A 16,329-nucleotide genomic window follows, 5' to 3' on the forward strand; every position below is an offset into this window, starting at 1 on the left:
GCCCCGTGTGGGGCCCCCGTGCCTCGCATAATACTTCGCGGTGTACCCTTCGGCGGCCGGGCCCGGCTTTCTGCCGGGCACGTCTCAGGAGTGGGACGGCATCATCCGGCGAGGGGCCAAGCTCATCTACGCGTACGCCGAGGCCACGGTCCCCAAGGTCACGGTCATCACGCGCAAGGCGTACGGCGGGGCGTACGACGTGATGGGGTCCAAGCATCTCGGAGCCGACATGAACTTCGCCTGGCCGACGGCGCAGATCGCGGTGATGGGGGCGCAGGGCGCGGTCAACATCCTCTACCGGGGCGAACTGACTTCGGCCGACGATCCGGCGGCCCGGCGGGCCTCCCTCATCCAGGAGTACGAGGACGCCCTGGCCAATCCCTACATCGCGGCCGAGCGGGGCTATGTGGACGCGGTGATCCAGCCGTCGCAGACGCGGGTTCAGGTGACCCGGGCGTTGCGAACGCTCCGGACCAAGCGGGAAACGCTGCCGCCGAAGAAGCACGGCAACATTCCGCTCTAGGCGTCGTGGCGCAGCAGCAGGACGCCGCCGTAGATCAGGGCGGCGAGTGAGCCGGCCCAGAAGAGGGCCACGAAGAAGGCGCTGGAGAGCCCGGTCTTCTTGGACAGGGCCCCGGTGTCCGGCTCACCGCCCTCCTGCCAGCCGAAGTACAGGTCGGGGATCTTCCGGCTCCCCCCGATCAGGAGGAACCACACCCAGATGTGGGCGAAGACCAGCTGCACCTGCTCGGTCGACCGCATCGCCACGACCCAGATCAGCGCCCCGGTCAGCGGCACCGCGAGGAAACCGAACGCGTTGCGCACCATGAAGAGCATCATCGCTATCAGCACGAGCGTCATCAGCAGGATCGCGCGCGGTGCGAAGCCGTGCACCAGCATCCAGGCACCGGCGAGGCCGAACATCGACGGACCGAGATAGCCGGCCAATCCGGCGGCCAGCGTCTGAATCAGGCCGAAATCACTGACCTTCTTGCTGTAGCCGGTGGAGCCGCCGCCGTCCCGGTTCACCCTGACCTGCTTGACCACGAGACCGGTCAGCGACCCGAACATGGCATGACCGCCCTCGTGGGCGATCGTAATGGCATGCGAGGTATATCTCCACAGCGGCCCGGCAGCCACGAAAGCGACGATGCCCGTGGTCCAGGCCATTCCCGGATCGGCCATGTCCGCAAGGTAATCAAAGGACTACCCGGAACGTATCGGCCGATGGGTCTAGGTCGTCGCGCTCGGTAGCCACTGGCCGGCGAGCAGGAACGCGCCGACGACCAGGGCGGCCAGGTCGACCCCGAGGAAGACAGTCACCCACAAGAGGGCCGGCACGTGGGTGACGTGGGCGAGCTGGTCGGCGTCCGACTCCGGCATCCGGCCCCGGCTGCGGAGGCTCTGCAGCTCGAACACCGGGCGCACGCCGCCGAAGAGCAGGAACCAGACCCCGGCGTACGCGAAGACGGCCTGCACCTGCGCCGAGGCGTACCACGACACGACGAACACGATCGCGCCGGTGACCAAGAGCGACAGCACGCCGAACAGGTTGCGGATGTTGATCAGCATGAGCAGCAGCAGGACCACGGTCAGCCAGAGCAGCAGCGTGATCCGGTTACCGCCGAGCAGCCAGGCGCCGAGCACGCCGACCAGCGACGGGGCGATATAGCCCCCGAGCAGGGTGAACATCATGCCCGGCCCGGACGGGCGACCGGCCGACAGCGTGAGCCCGGAGGTGTCGAACTCCAGCCGGATGCCCCGCAACCGGCGGCCGGTGAGCAGCGCGATCAGCGCGTGGCCGCCCTCGTGGGCGATCGTCACCGCGTTGCGGGCGACCCGCCACACCGGACGGAACGCCACCGCCAACAGGCCGGCCAGCGCAGTGAGCAGCACGAGCAGGCCGGGCGGATCCGGCTGAGCACCGAGCAGTTTGTCCCAGAGGTCTGTCACACCGTCGATCACAGCCCGCGACTGTAGCCGATCACCCTAAGCGCGACGTCGGACCACCGTGCGGGTAGCGGAAACGCTACGCCGGGTCAGCGCGCGGGCGGCCACGAAGCCACCGGCGACCAGGGCGAGCGCGGCGAGAATCGAGATCATGACGGCCGGACCGGCCGCGGCGAGCAGCATCGCCGAGTCGCCGATCGCGATCAGCATCCAGAACGCGATCGTGGGCTTACTGCCGTACTGTCGGCAGCTCATGTCGCACCTCCATCCGTGGTGCCGAATGAATTACCCATTCACCCGGGTCTCACGCATGGGGGTCACGGCTTGGGCTGGAACCCCTGGTAGATGGTCTGCAGGTCGGTCTGCGCGGCCGCCCAGTCCTCCGGGGTCGTATACCAGTTCAACGAGTACGCCGCCGAGCCGCTGACCACGATGTTGCGCTTGTCGGCGTGCTGCTCGTTGTCGTTGCCGGAGACGTACGTGAACTCCCAGTCGGCGCACGCCTTGAACGGGCAGCTCACCGGGACAATCTTGATCTTGTGATAGCCGTCGTGGGACTGGTTGCCTTCCTGGTCCTTCCAGTCCTTCACCGGATCGGCGGCCGGGCTGTTCGTCCGGTCCACCAGGAGCAGCCGGTTGTTCCACCGGATATAGACCTGGCTGCCCTGAGGGTCGACGATCGCGTTCTGCGGGATCGGGAGCGTGAAGCCGGGCCAGCTGCCCTGCGACGCCCGGCTGTACCACTTCCAGCCGGCGGGCAGCGTCAGGGCGGCACCACTCGGCGGCGCGGACGAGACGGCCGCGCTCGGCTGGCCACTCGGCGTCTTGACGGCGGCGGACGGGCCGGCCGCACCGTTCTGAACCGCCCCGCCGGTCGCCCCGGTGGTCGGCGACGAGGCGGTCGGCTTGCCACCGCCGCCGCCGAACGCCTTGACCGCGAGCACGATCAGCAGCACCAGGATGACCAGCAGCGCGGCGGCACCGATGGCGGCCTGGCGGTAGGTCAGCCGGGTGCCCAAAATGGTGATGCCGGCGGTCTTGCGGAAGGTCGGGCTGGCCTGCATCGGATTCCAGGCCGGACGCGGAGCCGGGCTGAACGGGCCGATGTCAGCCGGCACCTCGGACGCCTCGGCCTCGAGCGCCGGCGACCGGCGCTTGCGGGCGGCCTGCGCGAGTTCCTCGTCGACCGTGACCTGGGCGGGGACCGGGCCGCCGGCTTCGGACACCGCCGATCTGCGGTCGCGGGCCGGAGGACGAGCAGCGCCCTCGCCGGCCCCTTCGGAGGTCATCGATTCGTGGTCGCGGGCCAGTGGAAGGACCGCGTCGCCGGCCTCCGTCTCACGCTTCGTCGTCTGCTCGGAATCCGCGGACTCGGCGGCCTCCGATTCGAGCGTCTCGGCCGCGGCGGCCGACGGACCCGCCTCTCCGGCCGAGGCTCCTACCGCGTCGGCCTCGACCCCTGTGCGCGTGGATTGCTTACGCTTCGGGGCCTCATCGGCGTCGGACTCAGCCTTCCCGGTCCCGTCAGCTTCAGTTTCGGCCTCCGCCGTCCCACCTGCGCCAACCGTGGCCTTCTCGGCCTTACCGGCATCGACGTCGGGGTGATCGGCCCGGCCGGCGGCAAACTCGGCCTCACCAGCCGTGCCCGCTCGGTCGTCGGTCTCACCAGCCCCGCCGTCAGCCTGATCAGCCCCGCCAGCGCGCACGGCGACCTCATCAGCCTGTCCAGCGCGGACATCGGCCCCACCAGCGCGGACATCGGCCCCACCAGCCTGGCCAGCGCGGACATCGGCCCCACCAGCCCCGCCAGCGCGGACATCGGCCCCGCCAGCGCGGACGGCGGCCTCGCTAGCCCGGTCGGCGCCGGGCGCAGCCCGGCCGTCCTCGCCGGCGCGGGCGCCAGCCTCATCAGCGCCGTCGACGCCAGGCGCAGCCTCGCCGTCCCCATCAGCGGGGACCGCGGCCTCGCCGACCCGGCCAGCGCCGGCCTCATCAGCCCTGTCGGCGCCACGCTCGGCCTCATCAGCCCGGTCGGCGCCACGCTCGGCCTCATCAGCCCGGTCGGCACCAAGGCCGGCCTCATCAGCCCGGTCGGCACCGACCTCGGCCTCGCCAGCCCGGTCGCTGACGCCAGTGGCCTCACCGGCTCTCCCGGCCCGGGCCTCGGTCTCGGCGGCTCGGCCGGCACCGACCTCGGCCTCACCGGACTGGCCGGCGCCGGCCTCGTCTCGGCCGGGCCCACCGGTCCGGGACTCGGCGCCGGGCGTCGACCCGGCCGCGGACTTCCGGCCCGGACGGGACGACGACGGGACGACCGTGGTGGCGTCGGCGGGCGGCGTCACGGCCGGGTGCTTCACGACCGTGGTCGGCTCGGCCGGGGGCGCCGCACCCGCCGGACCGGCGGCCGGCGAGACGACCGTGGTCGCGTCGGCCGGGGCGGCCTTCGCCGGGGCCGGAACCACCGTGGTGGCGTCGGCTGACGGGGCGGTGACGGCGGGCTTGCGGCCGGAACCCGGCCGGGCCGGCGGCGGTACGACAGTGGTCGCGTCGGCCGGCAGGGAACCGCGCTTGTTGCCCGTAGGCGGGACGACCGTGGTGGCGTCAACCTGCTCGGCGGCTCCCCGGCCGGACGGCGGCATCACGGTGGTGGCGTCGGCCCGCCCGTCGATCGGCGGCGGGACGACCGTCGTCGCGTCGGCGGGCCTGTCGCGACCCGGCGGCGGGACGACGGTGGTCGCGTCGGCCGGGTGGCCCATCGCGTCGGCCAGCGACTTCTCGTGTTCGGGGGCGGCCTTCTTACGCCGGGCGGCGGCCACGTCGGCCGCCGTGAAACCGCCCGGACCACCCCGGACGGTGCGGGCCAGGGACGGATCCACGTCGCTCGGACGCGACCGGGCCGGCCGGGACGGCGGGGTTGCGGGTGGGGGCGGGGCTTGCCGCGTACCGAAAGGGGGTTGGTCGTCCCGGACCGGCGGCCCATCGACCCTGGTCGGTTCCAGACGCGAAGCGTCGGCCCTGGGCCCATCGGGCCGGGCGGGTTTGTCGGGAGTGCGGCCGACCGATGCCTTGCCGGGCACAAAAACCGGCGGCCGGCCGTCGCCGGCCGCCGGGCGGCCCCCCGAAGCTGGCGCCTGACCTGGCGGATTGGCGGAACGTGAAGGCGCGACCGGCGGACGCGGACCGGGCACCACCGGCATCGCCCCGGTCGGCGGAAGCGCACGGCCCAGGCCCGGCCGGCGCATCGTCGGGCTCATCGGGAAGCTCAGCTTGGACCGGCGGCCGGTCGCCCGCAGCAGCAGGCGTTCGGCCTCCTCCGCGTTGATGCGGTGGGTCGGGTCCTTGCGGAGCAGGCCGTTGAGCACCGGCTTGAGCGGGCCCGCATTGCGCGACTGAGGCGGGTTTTCGGTCGCCAGGGCGGCCAGCGTCGCGATCGCCGACGGACGGGCGAACGGCGAGGCACCCTCGACCGCGGCATAGAGAGTGGCGCCCAGAGACCAAAGATCGGCGGCCGGTCCGGCTGTGCCGTCGCGGGCACGCTCCGGAGCGATGTACGCCGGGGAGCCCAGCACCAGACCCGTTCGGGTGACGTTGGGGTCGCCGGGGACGGTGGCCAGGCCGAAGTCGGTGAGCACGACGCGGCCGTCGGCACCGATCAGAACGTTGCCCGGTTTGACGTCGCGGTGCACCACACCGGCGCGATGAGCGGCGCGCAGCGCGTTGAGCACGCCCAGCCCGATCTCGGCCGCGCGGACCGCGTTGAACGGGCCGTCGCTGGCCAGCGTGTCGTGCAGCGAACGGGACGCGACGTATTCCATGACGATCCACGGGTCGGCGTCGGTGCGCAGCACGTCGAAGACGCGGACCACGTTGACGTTGTTGAGCCGGGCGATCGCGCGCGCCTCGCGCAGCGACCGCTCGCGCATCTCCTGGCGCTCCCCCGGCGTCAGACCGGGCGGCGGGACGAGTTCCTTGATGGCCACGTCGCGGTGGAGCACGACGTCGGTCGCCCGCCAGACGCGACCCATCCCGCCCTGACCGAGCGGCGCGACGAGCCGGTAACGGTCAGCGACAATAAGCGGGGGAGAAGAAGACATCACGCAGAAAATACCCGGTCCTGTCGAGCGGCAGCTAATTGATCAGCCGAGTGTGGGACGCGTGTCACCGGAACCTCCGGGCCTTTGTCGTACGCTCGGTCGATGGATGAGGAACCGCTGGTCAACGTCGTGCGCGGCACGCCCACCGATCTTGAGCTGGCCGCACTCGTCACGATCATCGCGGCACGATCCGCAGCCGTCGATGCTCGCCCGGCCCGGCCCGCCACCTCCGCCTGGGCCCGATCCGCACGTCCGTCGATCGGCCCCGCCTCCTGGCGCTCCTCCGGCCTGCCACGATAGATCATCTGACCTCGATCGATATCGGTCGGGTTGCGACCGTCCACCGCCGCCGACCGAGGTCCCCGCGGCTGGCGGGGAGCGACTACTCTACGAGAGCTCAACGTGAATGTTTCGGTGAGTGATCTTCAAGTAGTTCCGTCGGGGGAGGAAGCATGCTTTCCGAGGAGGACCGCGGGCCCGCCTGGATGCAGAATTACGGTTTTACCGACTTCGGCCAGATCGAGTCCGACATCACGGCGATGGAGCAGTTCGCGACCCAGCTCCGAGGCGACGTCACCAAGAACTACCAGACGCATGTGCCCGTCGTGCAGCAGCTGATGCTGACCGTGCTCCCAAACCCGCCCGCCGCATTTGAAGAGCTGTCGTCGTTCCTGATCGTGCACAACGACGCTCAGAACGTCTCCCAGAAGAACGTCTTTCAGTTCGGCAACGGCACCCTGCAGGCCGCCGACGCGGCCAAAAAGGTCAGCGCGGACTACCGCGGATCGGACGCGTTCTCGCACGCGAAGGTCGCCGACGTCGATCAGGCCTTCCGATCGGTCAGCCAGGAGGGGAACGACTGATGTTGGAAGGAGCCGGAGGAGGCGGCGGGGGCACCAACTGGTGGGGCATGAGCATGGAGCAGATCCAGCAGCTTGCCCAGAGCCCCGACATCGACGCGCACTACCAGATCGTGGACGGCTGGCAGAAGTCCTATGAGCTGGTCGCCGACCACATGGCGCAGGTGACGCTCTACCGTGACTCGCTCGCAGCAGCTTGGCCCCCGGAGAAGAGCAGCGCCTCGAAGGCCTACATCGATCGGCTGAATACGCTCATCGGTCATCTGCAGGAGACGCAGGACGCCGCGCTCGCCAACCACGACGCGCTGAGTTCCGCGAGCCTTTCTCTCAGTCTGGCCAAGACCGAGATGGGCAAGCTTTACAACCAGTGGGATTCGAACAACAAGACGCTGCTCGCCTTCAACCAGCAGCAAGCGCAGAAGAAAGCCCAGATCCAGACCGGCAAGCCGACGCCGAGCCCGAGCCCGAGCGGCGATGAGCCGCCACCCGTGACCGCGGATCAGCAGGAGGCACTGCGGCAAAAGGCGATCACGTTGATGTCCGGCGTGAGTTCCGACCTGGCCCAGGCTCAGCTCCAGGTCGTCCGGCCCGCGCCTTACACGCCCGATTTCGGCAGCGAGAAGGATCCCCACCAGAACGGGGCGGGTGCCGGCGGCCCGGCCACTCTCCCGCCCATCGTTCCCACTACCTCTTCAGGCGGTGGCGGGGGCGGCTCGACCAGCGGGAGTTCCTTCTCGTCGACGCACGGGTCGGCCCCCTTCCCCACCGCGTCGAGCAACACGCTGCCGACCACCGGCTCGCCGTTCCCGAGCAGCGGTGGCGGAAACCCTGGGCTCGTGCTCGGCGGAACCAACACGCCTCCGCCGCCCACGTTCACGCCTAACCCCAATCCGGTCACCACGCTGCCGGGAGGTGGCGGCCCGACCATCAACCCCGGAATCATGCCGCCGGGGACCGGCCCGATCCTTCCGAACGGTTCCCTGCCGACGGGCGGCAACTTTCCGAGGGGCGAAGGCGGGTTCAAGCCTTTCGGAGGCGCGCCAGAGGGCGGGCTGAGGGCGATGCCGCCCGGCGGCATCATCGGCAGGGCTCCCGGAGTCGGCCTAGGTGAGCCGAATGCGGGCCGCTTCGGGCCGCAACGCGTGAATCCGGTCGGAGGTGTCATCGGCGAGCCGACAGCCGGTCCGGGCATGATGGGCGGCGGCCGGGGTGTCGCCGCCGGCGCTCGCGGAGGCAGCGTCGCGGCCGGGCATGGTGGTTTGAGCTCCGCCGGCGGTCAGCAGCCTTACGGTCAGCTCGGTGGACGGCGGTCTGGCCGACGCGGCCAAGCCGAGGATGCCACCTGGGATCCGGACAACCCGTGGGCGACCGGCGAGGGCGTTGACCCGGTGGTACTACCGCCGGTCGAGCAGCGGATCGATCCGGGACCGGCGATCGGACTCGGTTGATCATGCGCCGTGCTCTGCACGCGGCTGCCGGAGCGCTCGTTTTGGCAGCCGCCGTCGTCATCCCCTCCGGCCGGGCCATGGCCGACGGCATTCGGGACCAGCAGTGGTATCTGAAGGCCTTGAAAGTCTCCGAAGCGCATGCCATCAGCACAGGATCCGGAGTCACTGTCGCCGTCATCGACAGTGGCGTTGCCCCACACCAGGATCTCAAGGGCAATCTGCTGGCGGGTTACAACTTCGCCATCGCCAAGCCCGACGGCCGGACCGACACCGAGGGCCACGGAACCAATATGGCGGGCCTCATCGCGGGGCGGGGCCGAGGAAGCACCGGAATTTTGGGCATCGCCCCGTCCGCAAAGATCCTGCCACTCAAGGGCGGCAACCGAGACAATTTCGACAGCGACATCATCGCCGAGGCAATCGACTATGCCGTGGCGCACAAGGCTCAGGTAATCAACGCCTCCCTCAAAGCCGCTCCCTCGATCAAGCTGCTCAAAGCGGTCAAGGATGCCAATGCGGCCGGTGTCGTTGTCGTTGGCGCCTCGGGAAACGACGGCGACACGCTGGTGGGATACCCGGCGGCCGCCAGCGGCGCTCTCGGTGTCGGTGCCACCGACAAGAACGGCAAGCACTGGGCGGACTCGACCCACGGTCCGACCTTGCAAATCTGTGCACCGGGGGTGGACATCATCACCACCGGGCTTCGAAACAAATACACCGAGGCAGATGGGACCTCCGACTCGGCGGCGATCGTGTCGGGGGCGGCGGCGCTCGTGCGGGCGAAGTTTCCGCAGCTGTCAGCCGACGAGATCATTCACCGGATCACGGCCACAGCCGATGACAACGGGACGCCTGGACGTGATGACAACTGTGGCTTCGGCGAATTGAACATCGTCAAGGCGCTCACGGCCGACGTGCCGCCGCTCAGCGGGAGTTCCTCCGCGTCGCCGAGTGCGAGCACGGTGGCTCCGGCGCCGGCTGCCAGCACCGACGTGGCCGCTCCACCGAGCGCCGAGAAGAAGGGTGGCAGTGCGCCGCTGATCGTTGGCGTCGTGGTTGTGGTGTTGCTCGTTGCGGGGTTGGTCGGGTTCGTTGCCGTGCGGCGGCAGCGGCGGGTGTAGCGAAAATAGGGTTGAAACTGGGGATTGTGTGCCCCGTGGGGGGCTTTTGCCCTTGTAGCCTCTGAAGCGTGCAGAACGACATCGCGTACCACCTGATCCTGGCCTCGGCCAGCCCGGCCCGTCGCGCGCTGCTGGCCGCGGCCGGGATCGACGCCGAGGTGATGGTCAGCGGGGTGGACGAGTCCGTCGTCGAGGCCGAGGACGCCTATACGCTGTCGCTCGGCCTGGCGCGGATGAAGGCTCGCACCGTGGCCGCCGACCTGGCCGCCGATCCGGGGGCGCTGGTGCTCGGGTGTGACTCGGTGCTCGCGTTCGAGGGTGAGATCTTCGGTAAGCCGGCGAATGCCGAGGAGTCGGTCAAGCGTTGGATGATGATGCGCGGCCGTTCCGGGGTGCTGCACACCGGGCACCATCTGACCGGGCTGGTCTCCGGCAAGCAGGCCGAGGGCGTCGGCACGACCGTGGTGCATTTCGCCGACATCACCGACGAGGAGATCGCGGCCTACGTGGCGACCGGGGAGCCGCTCAACGTGGCCGGTTCGTTCACGCTGGACGGCCGCGGGGGCGCCTTCGTCGACCGTATCGAAGGCGACCCCGGGAACGTTATCGGGCTGTCGTTGCCGCTGCTGCGCACTCTGCTCGGCGAGATGGACATTTCGATCACGCAGTTGTGGCGGCGGGCGGAGGAAGCCGGCTAGCGCACGCTGCGGGCGAATTCGCGGGCCGCCCAGCCGACCGCGAGTATGGCCAGGGCCGCCATGATGAGCAGGCCCTGCCAGACCGCGGGCGCGCCCAGGTCACCCTGGAACAGCGCACGGATGCCTTTCACCGCCCATGAGAACGGGTTCCAGTTCGCGACGCCCTGGAGCCAGCCCGGCGCGTACGTCAATGGCAGCAGGATGCCGCTGAGCAGCAGCACCGGCTGCGAAACCGTGTTCATCGCCGGGGCCAGCGCGTCTTCGCTCTTCAGCACCAGCGCGACGCCGTAGCTGATCGCCGACGTCATCATCGAGATCAGCGCCAGCAGCAGGTAGGCGAGCAGCAGGTTGCCGATGAACACCCGCAGCCCGAATGCCAGCGCGAGCACCGTGATGATGACCGCCTGGGAGATCAGCGAGACGGTGTCGCGCAGGGAGCGGCCGAGCAGGAGGGCGAGCCGGCTGATCGGGGTGACCCGGGCCCGTTCGATGACGCCGGCCCGGAGTTCGGCGATCAGGCCGAAGCCCTGGAACAGGCCGCCGAAGATGGCGAGGAGTACCAGCAGGCCGGGCACGAAGATCTGGTATGCCTCGGCGTTGGTGCGAACCTGCAGGGCCGGCTTCAGCAGGGGTGCGAACAGCAGCAGGTACATGACCGGCTGGAAGATCCCGACGAAGATCCAGACCGGGTTGCGGAGGAGCAGCCCCAGTTGCCGGTTGAAGATCAGGGAGGTGTCGCGGAGAAGTTTCATCGGGTCAGCTCTCCCGCAGGGATCGGCCGGTCTTGGTGAGGAAGACGTCGTCGAGGCTGGGCCGGTGCAGTTCGATGGTGCCGAGCGGCACCCCGGCGGCGTCCAGCAGGCGGAGGATCTGCGGGATCGCGACCGCTCCGTCGTCGACGAACAGGCGCACGCCTTCGGCGTACGTCTCGAGCTTGTAGGAACCGAGGGCCTCCGCCGCCGCGCTGAGCGCGTCCACCGGCAGGCCGACCCGGACGATGTCGCCGGAGATCTCGCGTTTGAGTTCGGCCGGTGTGCCGGAGGCGACGATCTCACCGTGATCCATGATGGAGATGCGGTCGCAGAGGGCGTCGGCCTCGTCGAGGTAGTGCGTGGTGATGAAGACCGTCATGCCTTCGTCGCGCAGGCGGCGCACTTCGTCCCACATGTGGGCGCGGCTCTGCGGGTCGAGGCCGGTGGTCGGTTCGTCGAGGAAGACGACCTGGGGTGAGTGGATGACGCCGAGCGCGATGTCGACCCGGCGCCGCTGGCCGCCGGAGTAGGTGCGGCATTTGCGGTCGGCGAACTCGCTGAGCTGGAAGTTGTCGAGGAGACGGGTGGCCCGCGCGGTGGCGTCGGCCTTGGTGATGTCGTAGCAGCGGGCTTGGAGGATCAGCTCTTCGCGGGCGGTGCTGTCGTCCCACGTGCTGCCGCCCTGGGCGACGTACCCGATGCGGCGCCGCACCTCGGCCGGGTCGCCGAGCAGGTCGGCGCCGGCGATGGTGGCGGTGCCGCCGTCCGGTGGGATGAGGGTGGCCAGCATGCGCAGGGTTGTGGTCTTGCCGGCCCCGTTGGGGCCGAGGAACCCGAAGATCTCGCCGGCTGCGACGTCGAGGTCGACCCCGCGAACGGCGTCGACGACCGCTTGGCGTGTTTTGAATGACTTGCGAAGTCCGCGAGTCTCAATCATGCGGGCACGTTACGACCGTCCGCCGCCTTAGTCAAACTTGATTATTCAGACTTGCCCGGAAGGTAGGGCTCGCCCGACTCGACGCGGGTGGCGATCCGCGCACACCACTCGATCTCGGCCTGGGAACGAGCCATGCTCAACTCCCACATCCAGGCGACATAGGTCGGCTTGTCGTCGAGCCAGTCCGCACTCAGCGCCGCCTCCAGCTGCTTGACCCCGGCTTCCAGCTGCATCGCCCGGTTGCGCAGGGCAGCGGCCGCCTCGTCGCGCGGCAACGCGGCCAGGAACGCGAAGGCGGCCATGAACGGATCGGGCGCCGGCGCGAGATTCCACCAGTAGTTACGCAACTGAGACTGAAACTCGGCCGCACCCTTCGGCGTGATCTCGTACGAGGTGCGGGCCGGACGGGCACCGATCTGCTCGGTGGCCACCTCGCGCAACAGGCCCTCCTCGGAGAGCTTGCGCAGACCGTGATAGATCGAGCCGGGCTGCACGTTGGCCCACTTGTCGGCGCTCCAGCTCAGCAGCTCGCGGCGTACGTCATAGCCGTGCACCGGCTGCAGCCACTGGACCACACCGAGGATCATCATGCGAGTAGCGGACACCGTCTCAGCGTAGGCTCACGTCGTGCGCAAGGTATTGATCGCCAACCGTGCCGAAATCGCCATCCGCGTCATCCGGGCCTGCCAGGACGCCGGGCTGACCAGCGTCGCCGTCTATGCCGACGGCGACCGCGACGCCCCCCACGTCCGGCTGGCCGACGAGGCCTTCGCGCTGGGCGGTGAGACCGCCGCCGACACCTACCTGCGCATCGACAAGCTGATCGACATCGCGGGCCGGGCCGGGGCCGACGCGGTCCACCCGGGCTACGGCTTCCTGTCGGAAAACGCCGATTTCGCCCAGGCCGTCCTCGACGCCGGGCTGACCTGGATCGGCCCGACCCCCCAGGCGATCCGCGACCTGGGCGACAAGGTGACCGCGCGGCACATCGCCCAGCGCGTAGGCGCCCCGCTGGTGCCGGGCACCGCCGAGCCGGTGCGGGACGCGACCGAGATCATCGCCTTCGCCGAGCAGCACGGCCTGCCGGTCGCGATCAAGGCGGCGTTCGGTGGCGGCGGCCGCGGGCTCAAGGTCGCGCGCACGATCGAGGAGATCCCGGCGCTGTTCGAGAGCGCGACCCGTGAGGCGGTGGCGGCCTTCGGGCGGGGCGAGTGCTTCGTCGAGCGCTACCTCGACCGTCCCCGGCACGTCGAGGCGCAGGTGCTGGCCGACACGCACGGCAACGTGGTGGTCGTCGGCACCCGGGACTGCTCGCTGCAGCGCCGCCACCAGAAGCTGGTCGAAGAGGCTCCGGCGCCGTTCCTCACCGGCGAGCAGCGCGCGTCGATCCACTCCAGCGCCAAGGCGATCTGCCGCGAGGCCGGCTATCACGGCGCCGGCACGGTCGAATACCTGGTCGGCCAGGACGGCACCATCTCGTTCCTCGAGGTCAACACCCGGCTGCAGGTCGAACACCCGGTCAGCGAGGAGACCGCCGGCATGGATCTGGTGCGGGCCCAGTTCCAGATCGCGTCGGGCGCTCCGCTCGACATCACCGAAGACCCGGTCCCCCGCGGCCACGCGATCGAATTCCGCCTCAACGGCGAAGACCCGGGCCGGAACTTCCTTCCGGCCCCCGGCTCGGTGACGGCCCTGCGATGGCCTTCCGGTCCGGGCGTACGCGTCGACGCCGGCGTCGAACAGGGCACCGTGATCGGCGGCAACTTCGACTCCCTGCTCGCCAAGATCATCGTCACCGGTTCGACCCGCGAGGAGGCGCTCGAGCGTTCCCGCCGGGTGCTCGACGAGACGGTCGTCGAGGGCATCGCGACCGTGCTGCCGTTCCACCGCGCGGTCGTCCGCGACGAGGCGTTCACCGGCGAGCCGTTCTCGGTCCACACACGATGGATCGAGACCGAGTGGTCGGGCGGCGTCCCGCCGTTCCAGCCGGTGCCGGCCGACACCGCGGAGTCGCCGCGGGAGACGGTCGTGGTCGAGGTCGGCGGCAAGCGACTCGAGGTCAGCCTGCCCGCCTCGCTGCTGGCCGGCGGTCCCGCGCCCGCGGCGGCCGCCCGCCCGTCCGGTCGCCGGTCCACGCGCGGCGCCGCTACGACCGGCGGCGGGAGCGCGGCGTCCCTGACCGCCCCGATGCAGGGCACGATCGTCAAGGTCGCGGTCTCGGACGGCGACTCGGTCCAGGAGGGCGACGTGATCGTGGTGATCGAGGCGATGAAGATGGAGCAGCCGCTGCCGGCCCACAAGGCGGGCGTCATCTCCGACCTGAACGTCGAGGTCGGGGCAACGGTCTCGGCCGGCGCCCCGATCTGCTCAATCAACTGACCTGCCCCCGCCGTTATGCGCAGGCGATCCAGTAGCGCAGCTTCTCCTCGATCGGCTCGTCCGGGACGCCGCCGTTGTGCTCGATCGTGCGGCGGGACGCCGCGTTGTCGTCGTCGCAGGTGAGCAGCACCGACTCCAGGCCGATCCGCCGGGCCCACGGCAGCGCCGCGGCCAGCATCGCCGTCGCGTGTCCCTGCCGCCGGGCCGACGGCCGCACCTCATAGCCGATGTGCCCGTTGCGCAGCCCGGTCCGCCCGGGCGCCAGCCGGTGCCGGATGCTCAGCCGCCCGAGGAACGCGTCGCCGTCGATCCACCACAGGGAGGTCGTCGGCACGAAGTTGTCCGGTCGCGGCGTCTCCTCGAGCTCCTCGGCCCGCAGGCTGTCGAGGTACCGCTGGAAGGCCTCCGGCTCGTGCCACGACGATCCGTAGGTCGCCACCGCACGGGAGATCGGGCCGGTCGGATCGAGCGGGCCCGCGGCGAGCGACTCATCGACGAAGGCCAGGAACGAAGCCTGGACAGACACGGTGGGAAGCGTCAATGCGGGCACGCGCCACACGATACGCATAGGGGGGCCGTCGGTACGGGACCAACTGGTTCGATCATGCCGCTACGCTGCGGCTTGTCCCGTGCCGGTGGGGACCAGGCCGTCATCAGGCCGTGAGGCCGGTCGGTGCCCGAATGCCTGGTCGATCGCCTTACGCGTTCGTTCCTCGCTGCTGGGCATCAGATGCGTGTAGGTGCGAAGGGTGAAGCCGGGGTCGGCGTGGCCCAGGTAGCTCGCGAGAGCCTTGATCGACTCCCCTGCGTCGAGCAGGGTGGAGGCGTAGAAGTGGCGCAGGGCGTGCATGCCGTTCTTCCGGTCCTGCGGGATGCCTGACCTGGTCGCAGCCGGCCACCAGACCTTCTTGTTGAGATCGCCTCGATTGACGGCTCCGCCATGAACCCCCAAAATGACGAGATGTGCTGCGCCGGGCTTACCTGATGGCGTTTCCCACGGCAAGGCGATCGGTCGGGGAGAGAATTCGGCGATGTGTTCGCGGAGTCGTTCAGCGACCGAAGAGGGCAGAGGGACCTCGCGAGTCTTCCGGCCTTTGGGCTCCGCGAAGACTAGCTTGGCGCGGACGATCCTGATCTGTCGTCGCACGCGGATGATTTGCTTTTCGAAGTCGATGTCATCGACGGCGAGGCCGAGGATTTCTCCCTGCCGCATACCGCACCCGGCCCCTAAATCGATCAGTATTTTGTAACGCCGAGGGAGATTGCTTCTCAGCGCTTCGACTTGCTCGATTTCCCAGGGCACGACGCGGATGGATCGAAGCTTGGCCGGTTTTGCGCTTCGTGCCCTACAGGGATTCTTGGTTATACGGTCATCGTCGACCGCCGCGTTGAGGATGGATGACACATTGCTGAATGCGATTGATCGGAAGGCGTCCGACAGTCCTGCTACTTGAAGGCTCCGGTCGAACTGGCGGATGTGCTCCGGCCGCATGGAGGCTAGTTCGAGATCGCCGAGCTTGGGAATGATGTGCCGCCGCAGTCGCCGCTCGGTCACTTCCCGCGTCGGCTCGTCGAACGTCTGCTGTTCGATCCACCGCTGTGCGTACTCTGCGAAGGTGATCCTTCCGGCGACAGGATCGACGAAGGAGCCCCGGAGTCTCTTCGACTCGATATCGGTGAGGTAGTCGTCTGCCGCCTTCTTCTGACGGTCAGGAAATGACTTCGACCGTTCCCGCCCGCCAGGACCCAGGTAACGCACTCGGTACCGGAGCCCTTTACCGTACAGCGGCGTCTTTACCCTTACAGGCTTATCGTCCGGTCCCGCAACGGTACGGAACCAGCGGTCTTCCACATGTCCCATCTACGCTGCCTCCTGCGTTTGCCGAGCGAACCAGGCGCGTACATCGGCGGGGTCATAGCGAAGGTGGCGGCCAACGCGTCCAGCGGGCGGACCGTAATTGCGTTTACGCCAGGCGTAGAGAGTCTGGACAGGTACAGCCAGGTAGGCGGCAACTTGTTCAATCTCCCAGAGCTTCTCCGGGTTGGCGGGTTCAGTCATGGGTTCTCCTTGGCGGTGATGGTGAGGTAGA

At 69.3% G+C, this 16,329-nt stretch carries 15 protein-coding genes and 2 pseudogenes; 7 read left to right on the forward strand and 10 right to left on the reverse strand.

The genetic code is table 11. The annotated features are described in order from the left end of the window. Window positions 1–61 precede the first annotated feature (61 nt). Window positions 62–523 (forward strand): annotated as a pseudogene (locus AB0M88_RS18635) (carboxyl transferase domain-containing protein); the annotation flags it as partial. Here AB0M88_RS18635 and AB0M88_RS18640 read toward each other — a convergent pair. From AB0M88_RS18640 to AB0M88_RS18655, 4 genes and pseudogenes are all read right to left on the reverse strand, one after another. Continuing rightward, entirely contained in the window at window positions 520–1,185 is a 666-nt protein-coding gene (locus tag AB0M88_RS18640) for a M50 family metallopeptidase (protein ID WP_364103132.1), read from the reverse strand. The pseudogene AB0M88_RS18635 and the gene AB0M88_RS18640 sit on opposite strands and share 4 nt — an antisense overlap. A gap of 48 nt (window positions 1,186–1,233) precedes the next feature. Further along, a complete protein-coding gene (locus tag AB0M88_RS18645) occupies window positions 1,234–1,965 on the reverse strand; it encodes a M50 family metallopeptidase (protein ID WP_364103134.1) in 732 nt (243 codons plus the stop codon). 24 nt (window positions 1,966–1,989) lie between these two features. Next, window positions 1,990–2,205: a hypothetical protein gene (locus tag AB0M88_RS18650; protein WP_364103137.1), complete on the reverse strand. Its 216-nt coding sequence runs from the start codon at window positions 2,203–2,205 to the stop codon at window positions 1,990–1,992. Window positions 2,206–4,847: 2,642 nt separating this feature from the next. Then, window positions 4,848–6,044 (reverse strand): annotated as a pseudogene (locus AB0M88_RS18655) (serine/threonine-protein kinase); the annotation flags it as partial. 102 nt (window positions 6,045–6,146) lie between these two features. Here AB0M88_RS18655 and AB0M88_RS18660 point away from each other — a divergent pair. The 5 genes from AB0M88_RS18660 to AB0M88_RS18680 all read left to right on the forward strand — a co-directional run bounded on the left by AB0M88_RS18660 (window position 6,147) and on the right by AB0M88_RS18680 (window position 10,171). After that, a complete protein-coding gene (locus AB0M88_RS18660) occupies window positions 6,147–6,344 on the forward strand; it encodes an acyl-CoA carboxylase subunit epsilon (RefSeq protein WP_364103140.1) in 198 nt (65 codons plus the stop codon). Between the two features lie 152 nt (window positions 6,345–6,496). Continuing rightward, window positions 6,497–6,907 carry a hypothetical protein gene (locus AB0M88_RS18665; protein WP_364103143.1) on the forward strand — a complete coding sequence of 137 codons (411 nt, stop codon included), beginning with the start codon at window positions 6,497–6,499 and terminating at the stop codon, window positions 6,905–6,907. Window positions 6,908–6,954: 47 nt separating this feature from the next. Further along, window positions 6,955–8,352 (forward strand): hypothetical protein, encoded by a 1,398-nt coding sequence (locus AB0M88_RS18670; RefSeq protein ID WP_364103146.1) that lies wholly within the window; start codon window positions 6,955–6,957, stop codon window positions 8,350–8,352. A 2-nt stretch (window positions 8,353–8,354) separates the two neighbouring features. Then, on the forward strand, window positions 8,355–9,473 hold the full coding sequence (locus AB0M88_RS18675; protein ID WP_364103149.1) for a S8 family serine peptidase: 1,119 nt from the start codon (window positions 8,355–8,357) through the stop codon (window positions 9,471–9,473). A 68-nt stretch (window positions 9,474–9,541) separates the two neighbouring features. Beyond that, complete coding sequence (locus AB0M88_RS18680; protein WP_364103152.1) at window positions 9,542–10,171, forward strand: nucleoside triphosphate pyrophosphatase; 630 nt, start codon at window positions 9,542–9,544, stop codon at window positions 10,169–10,171. Here the strand turns inward: AB0M88_RS18680 and AB0M88_RS18685 are convergent. The 3 genes from AB0M88_RS18685 to AB0M88_RS18695 are packed head-to-tail and all read right to left on the reverse strand — an operon-like array spanning window position 10,168 to window position 12,465. Then, the gene (locus tag AB0M88_RS18685; protein WP_364103155.1) at window positions 10,168–10,923 is read right to left on the reverse strand and encodes an ABC transporter permease; all 756 of its coding nucleotides are present in this window, start codon (window positions 10,921–10,923) and stop codon (window positions 10,168–10,170) included. The two genes, AB0M88_RS18680 and AB0M88_RS18685, sit on opposite strands and share 4 nt — an antisense overlap. A gap of 4 nt (window positions 10,924–10,927) precedes the next feature. Further along, complete coding sequence (locus AB0M88_RS18690; protein ID WP_364103158.1) at window positions 10,928–11,860, reverse strand: ATP-binding cassette domain-containing protein; 933 nt, start codon at window positions 11,858–11,860, stop codon at window positions 10,928–10,930. A gap of 41 nt (window positions 11,861–11,901) precedes the next feature. Continuing rightward, complete coding sequence (locus tag AB0M88_RS18695; RefSeq protein WP_364103161.1) at window positions 11,902–12,465, reverse strand: PadR family transcriptional regulator; 564 nt, start codon at window positions 12,463–12,465, stop codon at window positions 11,902–11,904. A gap of 22 nt (window positions 12,466–12,487) precedes the next feature. Between AB0M88_RS18695 and AB0M88_RS18700 the strand changes: the two genes are divergently transcribed. Next, on the forward strand, window positions 12,488–14,239 hold the full coding sequence (locus AB0M88_RS18700) for a biotin carboxylase N-terminal domain-containing protein (protein ID WP_364103164.1): 1,752 nt from the start codon (window positions 12,488–12,490) through the stop codon (window positions 14,237–14,239). Window positions 14,240–14,252: 13 nt separating this feature from the next. On the opposite strand, the gene AB0M88_RS18705 is transcribed toward AB0M88_RS18700, so the two are convergent. Genes AB0M88_RS18705 through AB0M88_RS18715 form a run of 3 tightly spaced genes read right to left on the reverse strand, consistent with a single transcriptional unit; the run spans window position 14,253 to window position 16,298 of the window. After that, window positions 14,253–14,789, reverse strand: coding sequence for a GNAT family N-acetyltransferase (locus AB0M88_RS18705; protein ID WP_364103167.1), 537 nt, complete (start codon window positions 14,787–14,789; stop codon window positions 14,253–14,255). A gap of 60 nt (window positions 14,790–14,849) precedes the next feature. Then, window positions 14,850–16,100, reverse strand: a complete 1,251-nt coding sequence (locus tag AB0M88_RS18710) for a site-specific integrase (protein WP_364103170.1) — start codon at window positions 16,098–16,100, stop codon at window positions 14,850–14,852. Continuing rightward, window positions 16,101–16,298 (reverse strand): helix-turn-helix domain-containing protein, encoded by a 198-nt coding sequence (locus tag AB0M88_RS18715; protein ID WP_364103173.1) that lies wholly within the window; start codon window positions 16,296–16,298, stop codon window positions 16,101–16,103. Window positions 16,299–16,329 lie beyond the last annotated feature (31 nt).

The organism is Actinoplanes sp. NPDC051411, from assembly GCF_040682075.1.
Taxonomy (GTDB): Bacteria; Actinomycetota; Actinomycetes; order Mycobacteriales; family Micromonosporaceae; genus Actinoplanes.